We start from the raw sequence: 16983 nt of genomic DNA on the forward strand, positions 1-16983 counted from the left end.
CCCGCGCGTGTGTGTGCGGGGTGGGTCCCGTGTGACGTGCGCTGGTAGGTGTGTGAATACACTTGTCCAACGTGACTTCCAAGCCGCGTATCCCTGATGTCCTGGCCGGCCGGTATGCCTCGGCGGAGCTGACCCGCCTGTGGGCGCCCGAATACAAGATCATCGCTGAGCGGCGGTTGTGGCTGGCGGTGTTGCGGGCGCAGGCCGAGCTGGGGGTCGCGGTGCCCGAGGGGGCGATCGACGACTACGACAAGGTGGTCGGGCAGGTCGATCTGGACTCCATCGCCGCGCGTGAGCGCGTCACCCGGCACGACGTGAAGGCCCGCATCGAGGAGTTCAACGCGCTGGCCGGGCACGAGCAGGTGCACAAGGGCATGACCTCGCGCGATCTGACGGAGAACGTCGAGCAGCTGCAGGTGCGTGACAGCCTGCTGCTGGTGCGTGACCGGGTGGTGGCGCTGCTGTCGCGGCTGGCGGCGCTGGCGACCGAGCACGAGGCGACGGTGATCGCGGGCCGCTCGCACAACGTGGCGGCGCAGGCCACGACGCTGGGCAAGCGGTTCGCGACGGCGGCTGATGAGCTGCTGGTGGCCTACCGGCGGCTGGAGGAGCTGATCGCCCGTTACCCGCTGCGCGGGATCAAGGGCCCGGTGGGCACGGCGCAGGACATGCTCGACCTGCTGGGCGGCGATCGGGCCAAGCTGGCCGCGCTGGAGGAGCGGGTGGCCGCCCACCTGGGCTTCGAGCACCGTTTCACCAGTGTGGGGCAGGTCTATCCGCGGTCGCTGGACTTCGAGGTGGTCACCGCGCTGGTGCAGCTGGCGGCGGCGCCGTCGTCGCTGGCCAAGACGATCCGGCTGATGGCCGGTCAGGAGCTGGTGACCGAGGGGTTCAAGGAGGGGCAGGTCGGCTCCTCGGCGATGCCGCACAAGATGAACACCCGCTCGTGCGAGCGGGTCAACGGCCTGGCCGTGGTGCTGCGCGGCTACGCCTCGATGGTGGGCGAGCTGGCGGGTGACCAGTGGAACGAGGGCGACGTGTCGTGCTCGGTGGTGCGCCGGGTGGCGTTGCCGGATGCGTTCTTCGCCTTCGACGGGCTGGTGGAGACGATGCTGACGGTGCTGGACGAGTTCGGCGCGTTCCCGGCGGTGATCGCGGCCGAGCTGGGCCGTTACCTGCCGTTCCTGGCGACGACGAAGATGCTGATGGCGGCGGTGCGGGCCGGGGTGGGGCGTGAGCAGGCGCACGAGCTGATCAAGGAGCACGCGGTGGCGGCGGCGCTGGCGATGCGCTCGCGCGGGGCGGCCAACGAGCTGCTGGACCTGCTGGCCGCCGACGAGCGTTTCCCGCTGGACCGGGCGCGGCTGGAGGAGTTGCTGGCCGATCGGGTGTCGTTCACGGGGGCGGCGGCCGATCAGGTGGCGGCGGTCTCGCGGGCGGTGGGCGAGGTCGTGGCGGCGCATCCGGAGGCGGCCGCGTACCGTCCCGGGTCGATCCTGTGATCAGGGAGCTGCGTTGATCAGGGAGCTGCGTTCGGACCGCGAGGTGCGGGCCGCGTGCGGGGACGACGATCTGGTGGTGTGGGCGGCTCAGGGCCTGCGCGGGGGCGCGCGGGCCTGGGCGCTGGGCGACGCGGTGGTGGCCGGCTGCCCGGGGGTGTCGCGGCGTGATCGGTTAGCCGTGTGGGGCGATGTGTCGTGCGCGGTGGAGCTGGTGCGGCATGCGCTGGGGGAGCTGGGGGCGACGTACCGGCCGCTGGGGGACGTGGGGCTGGTGCGTGAGGTGACGGCGAAGCTGGACGGGCTGGAGGAGGACGGGGAGTTCTCCTGGATGAGCCTGCCCGGCGACGCGCTCGTCCCTGCGCCTGCCATGGGGGCGAGCGCAGGGGAGGGCGCAGGGGCGGGGGTGGGGTGGCTGGGTGGTGACGCGGAGCCGGAGGTGGCGGCTTTGCTGGCGGCCGAGGCGCCGCAGTCGTACGCGGTGCCCGGGGAGGCGGGGGTGCGCCGGTGGGCGGGCGTGCGCGTCGGCGGGGTGCTGGCGGCGGTGGCGGCCGACGCGTGGTCGGCGCCGGCGGTGGGGCTGCTGGCGGGGGTGGCCACCCGGGCGGGCTTTCGCGGGCGGGGGCTGGCGGGGCTGGTGTGCGGGTGGCTGTCGCGGGAGCTGGTGGCGGCGCACGGGCGGGCGGCTTTGATGGTGGATGACGGCAACGCGGCGGCGATCGGGGTGTACGAGCGGATCGGCTACCGGCGGCGGCGGTTGCTGGCGTCCTACGTGTCCGGCTGAGCCGGGGCGTGGTGAAGGAGCCGGGGGATCCGCGGCCTTCGAGGGGACGGCGCGGCGGCTGCCGGCGGCGGCGGAGGGCTTGCCGGTTCGGATGCCGGCGCGCACCCCCCGGGGGTGCGCCCGTGCCCGGGGGGTGCGCCCGTGCCCGGGGGGTGCGGAAAATCGGGTGAGGTTCGGGGTGGGCTGGTGCAGAGTTGACGGGGTGATGTCCGATTTTGTACCAGGTATTGAGTTGTCGCGTGCCTTCTATGGCGAGGCGGTGGCGCCGCTGCTGTCAGGGGTGGCGCACAGTGCGGCGTTGATCGGGCCCGGGTCGGAGGTGCTGGAGTTCGACACGGCCCGGTCCGCCGATCACGACTGGGGGCCGCGGGTGCTGCTGTTCGTGGCGGCGGGGCGGGTGGCCGAGGTGGAGGAGAAGGTGGTGGCGGGGCTGCCGGAGCGGTTCGGCGGGTTCCCGACCGTGTTCGGTTATCACGGGCAGGTGCGGCCCGGGGTGCTGGTGACGGAGCTGGGGGCCTGGCTGCGGGGGCAGCTGGGGTTCGACCCGAGGGACGGAGTGTCGCTGCTGGACTGGTTGTCGGCGCCGTGGCAGAGCCTGGCGGAGGTGACGCGCGGGCAGGTGTTCCACGACGGCCTGCCGGACGGGGGCGGTGAGCCGGGGTTGGAGGCGGTCAGGGCGGCGTTGCGGTGGTATCCGCAGGATGTGTGGCGGTACGTGCTGGCGTGCCAGTGGCGGCGGATCGCGCAGGAGGAGCCGTTCCCCGGCCGGTGCGGTGAGGTGGGCGACGAGCTGGGGTCGGCCGTGGTGGGGGCGCGGCTGGCGCGGGAGGTGATGCGGCTGGCGCTGCTGCTGCGGCGGCGCTACCCGCCGTACGCGAAATGGCTGGGCAGCGCGCTGGCGCGGCTGCCCGGGTCGACGGAGCTGGGGGAGTCGCTGGGCGCGGCGGTGGCGGCGCGGTCGTGGCGGGAGCGGGAGGCGGAGCTGGCCTCGGCGTACGCGCGGCTGGCGGCGCTGCAGAACCGGATCGGGCTGGCCGAGCGGCTGGACGAGCAGGTGCGGGGGTTCCACGACCGGCCGTTCCGGGTGATCGGCGGGGACCGGTTCGCCGAGGCGCTGATGGCGTCGGTGTCGGATCCGGTGATCAGGGGACTGCCGGTGACGGGGTGTGTGGATCAGCTGTCGGACTCGGTGGACCTGCTGGTGGTGCCGGGGCGGGCGCGGGCGGTGACGGCTGCTGTGCTGGGTCTCACCGCATAATGATCTACTTTGTAAAGGGCGAGGGTTGAGAGAGTTCATCCTTCGCCCTTTGTCCAACCCCTCAGGCGACCAGGGAGGCCGCGAGGTCCTCGACGCGGATGCGCCAGGCGTCGAGGAGGGCCGTGTCGCCGGCGTGGGTGACGATGAGGCGGGGGCCCTGGCCGGTGCCCTCGGTGAGTTCCCAGCGGACGCTGCCGCCGGGGGTGTCGTACTCCAGGAGTTTGGCGGTCTCGGCGCGGGTGACGGGGCCGGGCTGGAGGCCGGGGACGGTGAAGGGGGATGGTGGCGGGTCGCCGGGGGTGGCGGCGGGGCCGTCGAGCAGGTGCCAGACGTCTTCGGCGGGGCGGGTGAGCTGGCGTTCGACGCGGACGTTGCCGTTGTCGGCGGTGGTGGAGGGCAGGCCGAGGATGGCGATGTAGTCCTCGTGGAGGCGGCGGGAGTCGGCGGGATCGGGTTCGGCGGGCTGGTGGAAGGCGCGTCCGTCGAGGTGGGCGAACATGGCCTGGATGCAGGTGTGCCAGCCGGCGGCGAAGCTGGCGGCGCCGTGGCGGTCGGTGAAGGTGTGGGTGAAGGTGAGCAGGGTACCGGCGCCGTCGGGCTGGAGGTGCCAGCGCAGTTCGTCGTCGCCCCAGGTGTGGGCGAAGGTGTGGGGTGGGTCGTTCTCGGTGATGGTGCCGTCGGGGCCGAAGCCGTAGCTGATGCGGTCGCCGTCGATGGTGACCTCGGCGGGGAACCAGGCGGCGAGGTGTTCGGGTTGGGTGATGGCGCGCCAGACCTTGGCCGGGGGGTGGGGCAGGCGGCGCTGGAGGCGCAGGGTGGTGCGGCCGTCGGGGTGCAGGGTGAGGGTCTCGTTCATGGGGTGTGGTCTTCCATGGTGTCGAGGTGGTGTTCGAGGCGGTCGAGGGTGGTGTTCCAGAGTCTGCGGTAGGGGGTGAGCCAGGCGTCGATCTCGGCGAGGGGTTGGGGGCGGAGTTCGTACCAGCGGCGTTGGGCGTCTTTGCGGACGGTGACGAGGCCGGCTTGGCGTAGGGCGCGCAGGTGTTTGGAGGTGCCCGGTTGGGTGAGGCCGAGGTGGTCGCTGAGTTCGCCGACGAGGTGGGGGCGTTGGAGGAGGAGGTCGAGGATGTGGCGTCGGGTGGGTTCGGCTAACACGTCGAAGGGCATGGCCGGGAATATACCGGGCGGGTTATATGCCCGCAACTGCATGTATGGGGGTCAGGGGGTGGCGCGGCGGGCGTTGGCGTGGATGGCCTGGCGGAAGTAGGTGGCCAGGCCGGGGGTGAGGGCGTCGAAGGTGGCGGTGAAGCGGGGGTCTTGGACGTAGAGGTCGCCCAGGCAGGTGTGGATGTCGTGGGGGCAGTCGTAGAACCAGCGGGTGATGTGGCCGCGGTGGCGCTCGGCGAGGTCCATGGCGTGGGCGCCGTCGGCGGGCAGGCCGGCTTTGTAGGCGGCGACGAGGTCGTCGTTGATGGTGGCGGCTTCGGCTTTGAGCTGGAGCCAGTCGGCCTTGGTGTAGCTGGCGACGCGGCGGCGGCTTTCGGTGTAGCGGGGGGTGTTTCCCCAGCGGCGTTCGACCTCGGGGTCGTGGTCTTCGGGGCGGAAGTCGCCGAAGATCTCGAAGCGTTCTTCGGGGGTGAGGGTGATGCCGCTGGTGCGGGCCTGCATGGCGCGCTCGACGGCGGTGATGACCTCGTGGAGGCGCTCGGCCTTGCGGGTGAGGAGCTCGTGCTGGCGGCGCAGGTGGGTGAGGTCGTCGGTGGCGGGCTCGTCGAGGATGACGGCGATCTCTTCGAGGGGGAAGCCGAGCTCGCGGTAGAGGAGGATCTGCTGCAGGCGGGTGAGGTCGGCGTCGGTGTAGCGCCGGTAGCCGGCGGTGGTGCGCTCGCCGGGGGTGAGCAGGCCGATCTCGTCGTAGTGGTGCAGGGTGCGCACGGTGATGCCGGCGAGTCTGGCGACCTGGCCCACGGAGAAGCTCATGGTGACAGCTTGCCGGGTGACGTTGCGTGAGGGTCAAGCCGGGTTGGACTCTCCCCCGGCGGGAGGGCTCATGCTGGTGGGTGTGGACGACGAGGTGTTGCTGCCGATCGGGCAGTTCGCCCGGTTGGGGCGGTTGAGTGTGAAGCAGTTGCGGCATTACGACGAGCTGGGGTTGCTGCGGCCGGCGTATGTGGACGGGGAGACGGGTTACCGCTATTACCGGGCGTCGCAGGCGCGGGTGGCGTTGGCGATCGGGTTGCTGCGGTCGCTGGATGTGCCGCTGGCGGTGGTGGGTGAGGTGTTGTCGGGTGTGCCGGCGGCGTTGGAGGGGGTGCGGGAGTCGCTGGAGGAGGAGCTGGCGCGGCGGCGGCGGACGTTGTCGTGCCTGGAGCGGGTGATGGCGGAGGGGTTGCCGGCGGCGCGGGTGCGGGTGGTGGCGGAGCCGGCGCGGCGGGTGGGGGTGGTGCGAGAGCGGGCGTCGGGGACGGAGGACATCGGGCGGGCGACGTCGGTGGCGGTGGGGCGGTTGCTGGAGGTGGTGACGGCGGGCAGAGTGTCCGGCGGGGTGCCGGGCAGAGCGGCCGGCGGGGTGGCGGGGCCGGTGCGGTTGGTCGGGTTGTTCCCGGTGGATCTGGGGGAGCTGGTGGAGGTGTCGGTCGCGCTGGTGCTGGAGGACGACTGCCGGCCGGGGGGTGGGCTGGAGTTGCGGGTGTTGCCGGGCGGGACGTTCGCCTGCGCGACGCATGTGGGGCCTTATGAGCACATTTCGCTGACCGCGCATGCCGTGCTGGCGTGGTGTGCCGAGCGGCGGCACGTGGTGCGGGGTCCGCTCCGGGAGGTGTACGTGTCGGATCCGGCCGTGACCTCGCCGGAGGAGTTGGTGACGCATCTGATGGTCCGTCTGGAGGAGAGCGACGAGTCCTGAGCCGGCCATGAGGTGTATCTGACGGCGCTGGACGATCCGTGGCCGCGTACGGTGCCGCGCGGCGGCCGGTGCGTCCGGGTACCTAGGTTCGCGAAACAGGTACCCGAACGGGGAGTTCTCGCCTTTTCCGGGGTGGTGTGCGGCGGCAAGGGTGAAGGGGAAGCGCGATCCGCTGGAAGCGGGGAACGAGGAACGAACACCATGTGCCACCACCAGCCCCCCTGCCCGTCCCCGGACGCGGCCGACCGCGAGGCGGCGCGTCTGGTGGCCTACCATCCCGAGCAGGGGTGGGGGCTGCTGTGCAACGGGGTGGTCTGCTTCGAGGACACGGGCGACCTGCTGCCGGACGGCCGCAGCATCGCGCCGGCGCACCCGCGCCCCGCCGGGCGGGGTCTGCCCGCCCACCGCGGCCAGACGGGACAAGCCGCGTGAACCGCATGTCGGCGTCGTGGACGCTGGCGCCGTGCGCGGTCTCGGTGCCTGTGGCGCGCCGCCTGACGCGCGCCACGCTGCGCGACTGGGGCGTGCCGGACGAGCCGGCCGACCTGCTGGTCAGCGAGCTGGTCACGAACGCGGTCCAGCACGCCGGGGGGCCGGTGCGGCTGCGCCTGTCGGCCGCCGACGGCGTGCTGCGCTGCGAGGTCGGCGACGGCGGGCCGGGGCTGCCCCGCCCGCGGCCGGCCACCCCTGACGACGAGGGGTCGCGGGGGCTGGCGCTGGTGGCGGCGCTGGCCTCGGCGTGGGGCAGCACCCGTACGTGCCGGGGCAAGGTCGTGTGGTTCGAGCTGCCCGCCCCGGTGTCCCGGTCGTCATCCGGCCTGGACAGCGGTCTCCTCCCCCCGGTACGGCTGGTCGCCGTGCCGGGCTAGCGGCCGGACCCGCCTCTTGCCGGCCGCGCTCCCCTGGCGCGGCGGTCCGTCAAGCACGGGCCGCCGCGTCACCATGACATGGTCAAATCTTCTGTGGCTTCTTGACCAGGGCACCCTTGGGCGGCGGGTGGGACATAACCTGGTGGCGACGATGGGGTCGCGGCGCCATGGTGACCCGCCGCCCGCGTCGTCGAGAGGCACCATGACAGCGGTGACGACCACAGCCTCCCGGGGCCGCCACAATGGCGGGCTGCCGTCGGAGGTGACGAGTTTCGTCGGGCGTCGGCACGAGGTGGCCGAGGTCCGGCGACTGCTGGGCGCCTCCAGGGCGGTGACGCTGACCGGCACGGGGGGCGTGGGCAAGACCCGGCTGGCGGTGCGGGCCGGCCAGGAGGTGCGGCGGGCGTTCCGCGACGGGGTGTGGCTGGTGGAGCTGGCCGCGCTGAGCGATCCGGGCCTGCTGGCCCGTGTGGTGGCCGAGGCGCTGGAGATCCGCACGCGCAGCGCGGCGCCGCCGATGGCGGTGCTGACCGAGCACCTGCGCGGCAGGCAGGCCCTGGTGATCCTCGACAACTGCGAGCACCTGCTGGACGCCTGCGCCGTGCTGGCCGACACCCTCCTGCGGGCCGCGCCCGAGGTGCGCATCCTGGCCACCAGCAGGCAGGCGCTCGGCATCGCCGGGGAGCAGTCCGTGCCGGTGCCGCCGCTGACGCTGCCGGAGTGCGAGACGCGGCAGCCGTCGCTGGAGGCGTTCGCGCAGGGCGAGGCCGTGCGGCTGTTCGCCGAGCGGGCCAGCGCCGCCTTTCCGGGCTTCGCCGTCACCGAGGACAACCGTGACGTCGTCTGCCGTATCGTGCGCCGGCTCGACGGGCTGCCGCTGGCGATCGAGCTGGCGGCCGTCCGGTTGCGCGCCTTGTCGGTCCAGCAGCTGCTGGAGCGGCTCGATGACCGTTTCCGCCTGCTCAGCGCCGGGTCCAGGGCCGTGCTGCCCCGGCACCAGACGCTGCGGGCGCTGATCGACTGGAGTTACGCCCTATGTTCGGAAGAGGAACGGCTGCTGTGGCGGCGCGCGTCGGTGTTCGCCGGGGGGATGGACCTGGAGGCGGCCGAGACGGTCTGCTCGGGGGACGGCATCGCCCGCGAGGACGTCGTCGACCTGGTGATCGGCCTGGTGGACAAGTGCGTGCTGGCGCGGGAAGACCACCAGGACGGCGTACGCTACGCGATGCTGGAGACCCTGCGCGCCTACGGCGCCGAGCAGCTGGAGGCGTGCGGCGAGCGGGAGGCGCTGCGGCGGCGGCATCGCGGTTATTACCGCGATCTGGCGGCGCGGGCGCGGGCGGAGCTGTTCGGGCCGGGGCAGGTGTGGTGGTTCCGGCGGCTGCGGGCCGAGCATGCCAACCTGCGCGCTGCCCTGGAGTCGTGGCCGGCCACGCCGGACGGCTGCGCGGGCGGCCTGAGCATGGCCACCGATCTGCTGTATCACTGGATCACCAGTTATTACCTGGGTGAGGGACGGGGCTGGCTGGAGCGGGGACTGGCCGCCGGTCCCGGCCCGGGCCGGGAGGATCTGCGGGTGCGCGGCCACGCGTTGTGGGCCGCGGCCTGGCTGGCGATCATCCAGGCCGATCTGCCGGCCGCCACGGCGATGCTGCGGGAGGGGCACCGGATCGGTGAGCAGGTGCGTGAGGAGCCGATCCTGGCCTACGTGGCGCTGTTTCGCGGCATGGTCGACATGTTCGAGGGCCGTGCCGGGGACGCGGTCGGGCATTACCGGGAGGCGCTGGAGCGGCACCGCCGCACGGGTGACATGGTCGGGGTGGCGCTGGCGCTGATCCGGCTGTCGCTGGCGTATTCGTTCCTGGGGCGGCCGCAGGAGGCCGTCGAGGCGGGGCGGGAGTGCCTGGCGGTGTGCGAGGCGCACGGGGAGGGCTGGCACCGGGCGTACATGATGATGGCGCTGGGCGTGGAGCTGTGGCGGCAGGGGGACCTGGCGGGGGCGACGGAGCTGGAGCGGGAAGGGCTGGCGTTCGACCGGTCGATGGGGGATCTGCTGGGCGTGGGGGTCACGATCGAGGTGCTGGCGTGGATCGCGGCCGCGCAGGGGGATCATCGGCGGGCCGCGCGGCTGCTGGGGGTGCTGCGGACGGTGTGGGGGGCGCTCGGGGCGCCGCTGTCGGGGTACGGGCATCTGGCGGGCTATCACGAGCAGTGTGAGGCGCGTACGCGTGCGGCGCTGGGGGAGGCGGCCTTTGAGGCGCAGGTGCGGCGCGGGGCCGGGCTGGGCCGGGAGGAGGCGGTGGCGTACGCGCTGCAGGAGGACGTGCGCCGGGACGTGTCCCCCGATCTGGACGGCGGCAAGGGGGATCCGGTGCTGACGCGCCGCGAGAGCGAGATCGCCGGGCTCGTGGCGCAGGGGATGACCAACAAGGAGATCGCGGCGTCGCTGGTGATCGCGCAGCGGACCGCTGAGGGGCACATCGAGCACATTCTGGCCAAGCTGGGGTTCAACTCGCGGGCGCAGATCGCGGTGTGGGTGGGGGACCGGGCCCGCGACGGGGGGCCGGCGGAGCGGGAGCCGGGGGACTGAGGGTGGTCCCCGGGCCGGGACCGGGGCAGGACCGTCCCGGCCCGGGGGGTGCTGGGTGGTGGCCCGGAGCCGGCTTGGATGGTGGCCGCCGGCCCCGGGCACCGGTGGGGGGTCTGGGGTTCTCCATGGGCTCTGTGCGGGGTGTCAGTGCGGGGTGTCAGTGCGGTGCGCAGGGGCCGCTGGTGGGCAGCTCGAACCAGGCCACCTGGCCGGCCACGCCCCAGCAGCAGGCCAGGCGCGCCAGCACCGGCTGGTACGGGTCCGGGCCCGGCTGGAGGCCGCCGCCTTCGACCTCGACGCGCAGCAGCCCCTCCTCCAGGCCGAGCGCGAGCCTGATGGTGGTGGCGCCGCGGCCGAGGGTGTCACAGACGAGTTCGCCGACGAGCAGCTGGACGGTGGCGGCATGCTCGCGCAGCCCCCAGGCCGTCAGGCGGGCCGCGGTCATCCGGCGGGCGCTGGGGACCGCGGACGGGCGGGCCGACAGCATCCAGGACACCTCGCGGCCCTGGCGGGCCCGTCCGGTGCGGGCGGCCAGGCCACTGGCGATGGCCAGGAGCGCGTTCCAGGACGGCACCCGCAGGGCGGGCCCGTGCGGGGTGTCGTGGTGCCGCTGAGTGGTGGTTCGCACGTCGTTCCTTCCCCCTTCGGGGTTGGGCGCCAGGTCTCCAGGATGTGCCTGTCTCCGCGACCAGGGAGAGGGGGTAAATCCCCATATGGGTACCTGTTGAGGGCGTACGTGGTGCCTGGGGAACGCGGCTGGGCATGAGCGCCCTGGGCGGCCGTCACCCCGCCCGGGGCGGGGCCTGGCAGGTTGCGGCTACGCGACCGGGAAGACCTGCCGCCTCGCCGCGGCGACAGGCGTCACCTCGCGGGCCCGGCGGTCCTGGGAACGGCGCCGGTGCCGAGGGGCGTGCTCGGACAGCGGCACCAGCACGGGCGGCAGTCGTCGAGGAACACCGTCTTCAGGGCCCCGGTGCTCACAGGCCCGGCCGCGGCCGCCGTCAGGGGGCGGCGGCGGGGGTGGAGCGGTCGGCGAGCTGGTCCAGCGAGATGCCGAGCACGCCGGCCAGAGCCGCGATGGTGAAGAACGCCGGCGTGGCGATGCGGCCGGTCTCGATCTTGCGCAGCGTCTCGGCGGACATCCCGGCGGCGGCGGCGACCTCGACGATGCTGCGCTCGCCTCGGGCCCGGCGCAGCACCAGGCCGAGCTGCTCGCCACGGAGCCGCTCTTCGGGGGTCAGCGGAGGTCGTACCATGCCTTCACTGTATACCCGCGAGGTGAACGGGCGTCGGCGCGGGAGGCCCGCGCGGGGGAGCCGCTCATGGTGCGGGGCGCTCGCGCAGCAGCGGGTGGGTGCGCATGGCCACCTCCAGCTCGCCCGGGAGCTCGTCGCGGTAGCGCCCCAGGGTCGACAGGTCGCTGTGCCCCAGCACCCGGCGGACCGCGTCCATGTCGACCGCGTCGGCCAGCAGATGGGTGGCCGTGGTGTGCCGCAGCCCGTGCGGGGTCACCGAGCGGCGCTGGTCGGGGTCGACGCGCTGCTGCACCCGGTCGATGACGGCCTGTACGTCACCGCGGGCCAGCCGCCGCCCCCGCCACGACAGCAGCAGCGCCTTGTCCTGCGCCGCCGGCCGGCCGCGGGTCAGGTAGGCCTGCAGCACCAGCGCCACGTCGCCGGGCAGCGGCACGTCACGGGTGCGGCCGCCCTTGCCGAAGATGCGCCAGTAGCGCACCCCGTCGTTGGTGTAGAAGTCCTCCACGTTGGCGCGCACCAGCTCCGACACCCGCGGCCCGACCGTGGCCAGCAGCAGCACGATCACCGCGTCGCGCAGCTCCATGCGCTGGTCGCGCCGCTTGCCCGGCCCTGGGGGTGTCTCCTGCAGCGCCTGGGCGGCGCCGATGAGCCCCTGGGCCTGCTCGCGGGTCAGGGCGCGCCGCTCCGGCCGCAGCCCGCCCCGCTCCTTGGCCGTCACCGTCGACTGCGTCATCGGGTTGATCTGCACCCACCCGGCGAGGGTGGCGTGCTTGAACAGCGCCGAGACCGAGCGGCGGAACCGCGCCTGCGACGAGGGCGACTGCCTCGCCCCGTCGGCCGGGGCCTGCTCGGCACGGGAGGAGCGGCCGTCGGGTTTGCGGGCGAAGGCCAGCAGGATGGCGTCGACGTCGGCCCCGGTCAGGTCGTCCAGGACCGTCGCCTCACCGGCCAGCTCCACCAGCGTGGCCACGTCACGCGCGTAGACCTCCGCCGTCGAGGGCGACAGCGCCCCCGTCAGCGTCCTGGCCCGCACCAGCTCCACATAGCGGTCCGCCGCCTCCGCCACCGTCAACCGGTCGAGCTCCGCAGGCCGCACCGGCCACCCCTCTCACCTCGCGTCACGAAGATCCAGGGACGACGGTAGCGGCCCCCACCGACAGAACGTCAGATGTCGCGGAAGGTCTCGATGCGGGCGCCCAGGGCGTTCAGCCGTTCGGCCAGGTCCTCGTAGCCGCGGTTGATGACGTAGACGTTGCGCAGCACCGAGGTGCCCTCGGCGGCCATCATGGCCAGCAGCACCACCACCGCCGGCCGCAGCGCCGGCGGGCACATCATCTCCGCGCTGCGCCACCGCGTCGGCCCCTCCACCAGGACCCGGTGCGGGTCCAGCAGCTTCACCGACGCGCCCAGCCGGGTCAGCTCCGTCAGGTAGATGGCGCGGTTGTCGTAGACCCAGTCGTGGATGAGCGTGGAGCCCTGCGCGGAGGCGGCGATCGCGGCGAAGAAGGGCACGTTGTCGATGTTGAGGCCGGGGAACGGCATCGGGTGGATCTTGTCGATGGGGGAGACCAGCTTCGACGGCCGCACCGTCAGGTCCACCAGCCGGGTGCGGCCGTTGGCCGCCGGGTATTCGCCGGTCCGGTCGTGGTCGAGGCCCATCTCCTCCAGCACCGCGAGCTCGATCTCCAGGAACTCCACCGGCACCCGGCAGATCGTCAGCTCCGAGGAGGTCACCACGGCCGCCGCCAGCAGGCTCATGGCCTCCACCGGGTCCTCCGACGGCGAGTAGTCCACGTCACGCTCGATGAACGGCAGGCCGTGCACCGTGAGCGTGGTGGTGCCGATGCCGTCCACCCGCACGCCGAGCTGCTCCAGGAAGAAGCACAGGTCCTGCACCATGTAGTTGGAGGAGGCGTTGCGGATCACGGTGACGCCGTCGTGCCGCGCGGCGGCCAGCAGCGCGTTCTCCGTCACGGTGTCGCCGCGCTCGGTCAGCACGATCGGCCGTGTCGGCGCCGCTCCGCGGTCGACGCGCGCGTGGTAGAAGCCGCCGGTCGCGGTGATGTCGAGCCCGAAGTGGCGCAGCGCCGACATGTGCGGCTGCACGGTGCGGGTGCCGAGGTCGCAGCCGCCGGCGTACGGGATCTGGAACTGCTCGGTACGGTGCATCAGCGGCCCCAGGAACATGATCACGCTCCTGGTACGGCGGGCCGCCTCGGTGTCCATCGCCTCCAGCTCCAGCCGGGCCGGCGGCACGATCTCCAGGTCGCTGCCCTCGTTGATCCACCGGGCGCGCACCCCGATCGAGGCCAGCACCTCCAGGATCCGGTAGACCTCCTCGATCCGCGCCACCTTCCGCAAGATCGTGCGGCCGGAGTTCAGCAGCGACGCGCATAGCAGCGCCACGCACGCGTTCTTCGACGTCTTGACGTCGATGCTGCCCGACAGCCGGCGGCCGCCCACCACCCGCAGATGCATCGGCCCCGCGTAGCCGAGCGAGACGATCTCACTGTCGAGAGCCTCACCGATCCGGGCGATCATCTCAAGACTGATGTTCTGGTTGCCGCGCTCGATCCGGTTGACCGCGCTCTGACTCGTCGCCAGGGCGTCGGCCAGCTGCAGCTGTGTCCAACCACGATGCTGGCGCGCGTCCCGGATCAGCCGGCCGATCCGCACAAGGTAATCATCTGCCACAACACGAGACCATATCTCACATATGAGATGCGTCTGCGCCCGCAGTGGCCGACGCGCCGGACAACTCCCGGTGACGCGCCAGATGCTCCGGTGTCGCCTGCGCCCGCGCCTTGTGCACGAACGCCCGCCGCGCCTGCCGGAACCCGTTCCGGTCGTCGAACATGTCGCGGCTCATCTCGGCCAGCTCCTCGGCCCGGTAGGCGTCCAGCGGCTTGCGCCGCTCGTCGACCTCCCGCACCTGCCGGCGTCCCGCCAGCAGCCGATCGTATCCCGGATCGGCCGCCAGCCGCTCGGCGTACTCCAGAACCCGCCGCTCGAAGTCCAGCCGCGGCCCGGGCAGCGACCTGTCGGCCAGCCCGTACTCCACCGCCTCGGCCGCGCCGATCGGCAGCGCCTGCCCGGTCAGCTGCCGGGCCCGCTCGGCGCCCACCCGGCGCGGCAGCACGTACGTCCAGTACTCGCTGCCGAACAGCCCCATCGTGCGATAGTGCGGGTTGAGCACCACCGAGTCGCGCACGATCACCCGGTCGGCGCCCAGCCCCATCATCACCCCGCCCGCGCCCGCGTTCCCGCCGATGGACGTCACCACCAGCTGCCCCATGCAGCCGACGATCTCCCGGCACACCGCGTTGATCGCGTTGATGTTCATCCACGCCTCCAGCTCCGGGTGGCGGGCCGCCTCGATCACGTTCAGGTGGATGCCGTTGGAGAACACCTCCCCGCCGCGCACCACCACCACCCGGGTGTCCTGCGCCACCGCGTACCGCAGCGCCGAGGCCAGCCGCCGGCACTGCTCGGTCGACATCGCCCCGTTGTAGAAGTCGAAGCTCACCACCCCCACCCCTTCGCTGCGGTCGTAGGTGATCTCGCTGTAGCCCGGCCGCTCCGGCACGCCGGCCACCAGCTCGCCCAGCGCCATCGCGGCCGGCAGCTTGATCGCGCCCTCCTGCTCCAGCCGCAGGTGCCCCACCCACACGGTGCCGTCACCGGTGTGCACCAGCACCGCGCCCTCCCGCCGCGCGACCACCTGCCCGGCCGGGCCCGCGAGCTCCGGCCCCCGGTAGACGTCGAACACCCGCACCGGCAGGTCGCACAGCCGGGTGCGCCCGCCCGGCGCCCCGTCGGCCGCGCGCACCCGCCGGACGATGTCGGCGGTCGGCTCCAGCCAGGAGAACTCCCGGTCGCCGTGCCGCATCGCCCGCCGCAACCGCCCCCGCACCTCGGGGGAGCGGTAGTCCAGCGGCGCCGGCGCGAACGACGCGTCGCCCGCCTTGGCCGCCACCTCCGCCACCAGCTCCACCGCCGCGTCGGCCACCGGCCCGTTGTACAGCGCCGACTTGCGCGGCGGCTCCCCGTCGATCGGGGCCGGCACCGGGAAGGTCCGGTAACCCCAGATGGGGCCCGCGTCCATCTCCTCCACCGCCTGCAGCGCCGTCACGCCCCATTCCGGCTCGGCCTCGGCGATCGCCCAGTCCAGCGAGGACGGCCCCCGGTCCCCGGGCGGCCCCGGATGGATGATCACCGTACGGTGGGCGCGCCACAACGCCGACGGCACCCGTTCCTTCAGGAACGGGCAGACGACGAGATCCGGCTTGGCCAGCTCGGCCGCCTCCACCATCGCCTCCGGTGAGACGGCCAGCTCGACGCTCACGTCGTGACCGGCCCGGCGCAACTCCAGCCAGGCGCGCTGGGTCAGGCCGTTGAAGGAGGAGCAGAGCAGCAAGATACGCAACGCGGGACTTCTTTCCGGGCGGGGGAGAATACGGCACCAGGGCGGGCGGGCTACCGGGCGGACAGGGGATGAACACACCCGTCGCAGACGTTTACGGCAGTCCCATATGGCCCAAACATGCCATTGATGTTGACATGAAACTTCGACTGGCGGTGACGATTCCCCGCAAAAACCCGCCCTGACCAGCCCCAATTGACCCGCTTTGCCCGAAAAGATCCCCTGTGCGGGCGCCACCCTCCACCCACCCTCCGCCCACCGGGCACCCGCCCGAAAACCTCCGCGCCCGCCCTCTGGGGCAGACCCGGCGGCAGAGCGAAAAAGGGGGGCCCGGGCGAGGGAGGCGGCCCGAGCCCCTCAGCGACGGCCCGGCCCGCACCCGGGCCTCGACCGCCACACAGCCCCAGCATCACCCGGCAGGCCACGCCCCGAGGTCACGCCCAGGGCAGGACTGCCCGACAGCCCCTTTGACCAGCCCCCCGCAACGGCGATCCAAACCCCCGGCCCCACCCCGTCTTCCCGCACCCCGCCCACCACCCCAAGACCCCTTGACCCCGCCTTCACGCCACCCTGGCCGACCCGGCGGGGGACAGGCCCCCACCCGTACACCTCAGCAACTGCACACCGCGACCCCGCTCACCTGCTAGAACGCGCCACCGCAGGGTAAGGAGAAGGCATGACGCGTCAACTCCGCGCCGGGCGGTAGAACACGGTGAGGGTCATCGGGGCAGGATTGGGACGTACCGGCACCCTGTCCCTGCAGGCGGCGCTGGAGCACCTGGGATTCGCGCCGTGCTTCCACGGACGGCACCTGCACGAGACACTGCACCTGCTGCCGCTGTGGCGCGCGGCGGCGGAACAGGGATCCGCCGAGGCGTGGCGGCGGCTGTTCGCCGGCTACGACGCCACGGTGGACTGGCCGTCGGCGGCGTTCTGGCGGGAGCTGACGGCCGCCTTCCCCGACGCGAAGGTCATCCTGACCGTGCGTGACCCGCACAGGTGGTACGACAGCATGGCCGACACGATCTTCCGGGCCTATGACCACAGCAGCCGCAACCAGGTGGTGGACGAGGCGGCGCGGGTGGTACCCGGCATGGCGGAGCTGGGGGCGTTCATGAGGGAGGTGGTCTGGGACAGGTTCTTCGCCGGCCGCTTCGCCGACCGCGAGCACGCGATCGGCGTCTACACCGAGCACAACGCCGCCGTGCAGCGCGAGATACCGCCCGCACGCCTGCTGGTCATGCGGCCGGGCACGAGCTGGGAGCCGCTCAGCTCGTTCCTGGGCCTGCCCGCCCCGCGGGAGCCGTACCCGCACCTCAACGAGAGCGGCCGCTTCCAGGACAGGCTCGAGGAGCAGCTGCGGGCGAAGATCAGCCAAGTGCGGCCGGACCCCTCCTGACGG

16 protein-coding genes are annotated in these 16983 nt (G+C 72.9%); 8 read left to right on the forward strand and 8 right to left on the reverse strand.

Features of this window, described 5'->3' with window-relative positions; all coding sequences use genetic code 11:
- The first annotated feature begins 71 nt into the window (after window positions 1-71).
- From purB to ACBJ59_RS23025, 3 genes are all read left to right on the forward strand, one after another.
- Entirely contained in the window at window positions 72-1502 is a 1431-nt protein-coding gene (gene purB / locus ACBJ59_RS23015) for an adenylosuccinate lyase (RefSeq protein WP_375112283.1), read from the forward strand.
- A gap of 13 nt (window positions 1503-1515) precedes the next feature.
- Window positions 1516-2283 carry a GNAT family N-acetyltransferase gene (locus ACBJ59_RS23020; protein WP_375112284.1) on the forward strand — a complete coding sequence of 256 codons (768 nt, stop codon included), beginning with the start codon at window positions 1516-1518 and terminating at the stop codon, window positions 2281-2283.
- A gap of 232 nt (window positions 2284-2515) precedes the next feature.
- Window positions 2516-3541, forward strand: a complete 1026-nt coding sequence (locus tag ACBJ59_RS23025) for a DUF4037 domain-containing protein (RefSeq protein ID WP_375112285.1) — start codon at window positions 2516-2518, stop codon at window positions 3539-3541.
- A 61-nt stretch (window positions 3542-3602) separates the two neighbouring features.
- On the opposite strand, the gene ACBJ59_RS23030 is transcribed toward ACBJ59_RS23025, so the two are convergent.
- Genes ACBJ59_RS23030 through ACBJ59_RS23040 form a run of 3 tightly spaced genes read right to left on the reverse strand, consistent with a single transcriptional unit; the run spans window position 3603 to window position 5518 of the window.
- Window positions 3603-4397, reverse strand: a complete 795-nt coding sequence (locus ACBJ59_RS23030; RefSeq protein WP_375112286.1) for an SRPBCC domain-containing protein — start codon at window positions 4395-4397, stop codon at window positions 3603-3605.
- Window positions 4394-4705: a metalloregulator ArsR/SmtB family transcription factor gene (locus ACBJ59_RS23035; RefSeq protein WP_364132629.1), complete on the reverse strand. Its 312-nt coding sequence runs from the start codon at window positions 4703-4705 to the stop codon at window positions 4394-4396. The genes ACBJ59_RS23030 and ACBJ59_RS23035 overlap by 4 nt, the downstream gene beginning before the upstream one ends.
- Before the next feature lie 51 nt (window positions 4706-4756).
- Complete coding sequence (locus ACBJ59_RS23040) at window positions 4757-5518, reverse strand: MerR family transcriptional regulator (RefSeq protein WP_375112287.1); 762 nt, start codon at window positions 5516-5518, stop codon at window positions 4757-4759.
- Window positions 5519-5588: 70 nt separating this feature from the next.
- Here ACBJ59_RS23040 and ACBJ59_RS23045 point away from each other — a divergent pair, with 70 nt between their 5' ends.
- The 4 genes from ACBJ59_RS23045 (at window position 5589) to ACBJ59_RS23060 (ending at window position 9902) form a co-directional block, all read left to right on the forward strand.
- On the forward strand, window positions 5589-6443 hold the full coding sequence (locus tag ACBJ59_RS23045) for a MerR family transcriptional regulator (protein ID WP_375112288.1): 855 nt from the start codon (window positions 5589-5591) through the stop codon (window positions 6441-6443).
- 201 nt (window positions 6444-6644) lie between these two features.
- Window positions 6645-6875: a DUF5999 family protein gene (locus ACBJ59_RS23050; protein ID WP_375112289.1), complete on the forward strand. Its 231-nt coding sequence runs from the start codon at window positions 6645-6647 to the stop codon at window positions 6873-6875.
- A 5-nt stretch (window positions 6876-6880) separates the two neighbouring features.
- Complete coding sequence (locus ACBJ59_RS23055) at window positions 6881-7312, forward strand: ATP-binding protein (RefSeq protein ID WP_375112428.1); 432 nt, start codon at window positions 6881-6883, stop codon at window positions 7310-7312.
- Between the two features lie 202 nt (window positions 7313-7514).
- Window positions 7515-9902 carry a LuxR C-terminal-related transcriptional regulator gene (locus ACBJ59_RS23060; RefSeq protein WP_375112290.1) on the forward strand — a complete coding sequence of 796 codons (2388 nt, stop codon included), beginning with the start codon at window positions 7515-7517 and terminating at the stop codon, window positions 9900-9902.
- A 157-nt stretch (window positions 9903-10059) separates the two neighbouring features.
- Here the strand turns inward: ACBJ59_RS23060 and ACBJ59_RS23065 are convergent, their stop codons facing one another.
- From ACBJ59_RS23065 to ACBJ59_RS23085, 5 genes are all read right to left on the reverse strand, one after another.
- Entirely contained in the window at window positions 10060-10530 is a 471-nt protein-coding gene (locus ACBJ59_RS23065; RefSeq protein ID WP_375112291.1) for a hypothetical protein, read from the reverse strand.
- Window positions 10531-10903: 373 nt separating this feature from the next.
- Window positions 10904-11158 (reverse strand): helix-turn-helix domain-containing protein, encoded by a 255-nt coding sequence (locus ACBJ59_RS23070; protein WP_375112292.1) that lies wholly within the window; start codon window positions 11156-11158, stop codon window positions 10904-10906.
- Window positions 11159-11222: 64 nt separating this feature from the next.
- On the reverse strand, window positions 11223-12254 hold the full coding sequence (locus ACBJ59_RS23075) for a tyrosine-type recombinase/integrase (RefSeq protein ID WP_375112293.1): 1032 nt from the start codon (window positions 12252-12254) through the stop codon (window positions 11223-11225).
- A gap of 68 nt (window positions 12255-12322) precedes the next feature.
- Window positions 12323-13852: a helix-turn-helix domain-containing protein gene (locus ACBJ59_RS23080; protein ID WP_375112294.1), complete on the reverse strand. Its 1530-nt coding sequence runs from the start codon at window positions 13850-13852 to the stop codon at window positions 12323-12325.
- Between the two features lie 16 nt (window positions 13853-13868).
- A complete protein-coding gene (locus ACBJ59_RS23085) occupies window positions 13869-15584 on the reverse strand; it encodes an enoyl-CoA hydratase-related protein (RefSeq protein ID WP_375112295.1) in 1716 nt (571 codons plus the stop codon).
- Between the two features lie 709 nt (window positions 15585-16293).
- Here ACBJ59_RS23085 and ACBJ59_RS23090 point away from each other — a divergent pair.
- Complete coding sequence (locus tag ACBJ59_RS23090; RefSeq protein ID WP_375112296.1) at window positions 16294-16980, forward strand: sulfotransferase family protein; 687 nt, start codon at window positions 16294-16296, stop codon at window positions 16978-16980.
- Window positions 16981-16983: the final 3 nt, after the last annotated feature.

It is taken from the genome of Nonomuraea sp. MTCD27 (assembly GCF_041950495.1).
Taxonomy (GTDB): Bacteria; Actinomycetota; Actinomycetes; order Streptosporangiales; family Streptosporangiaceae; genus Nonomuraea.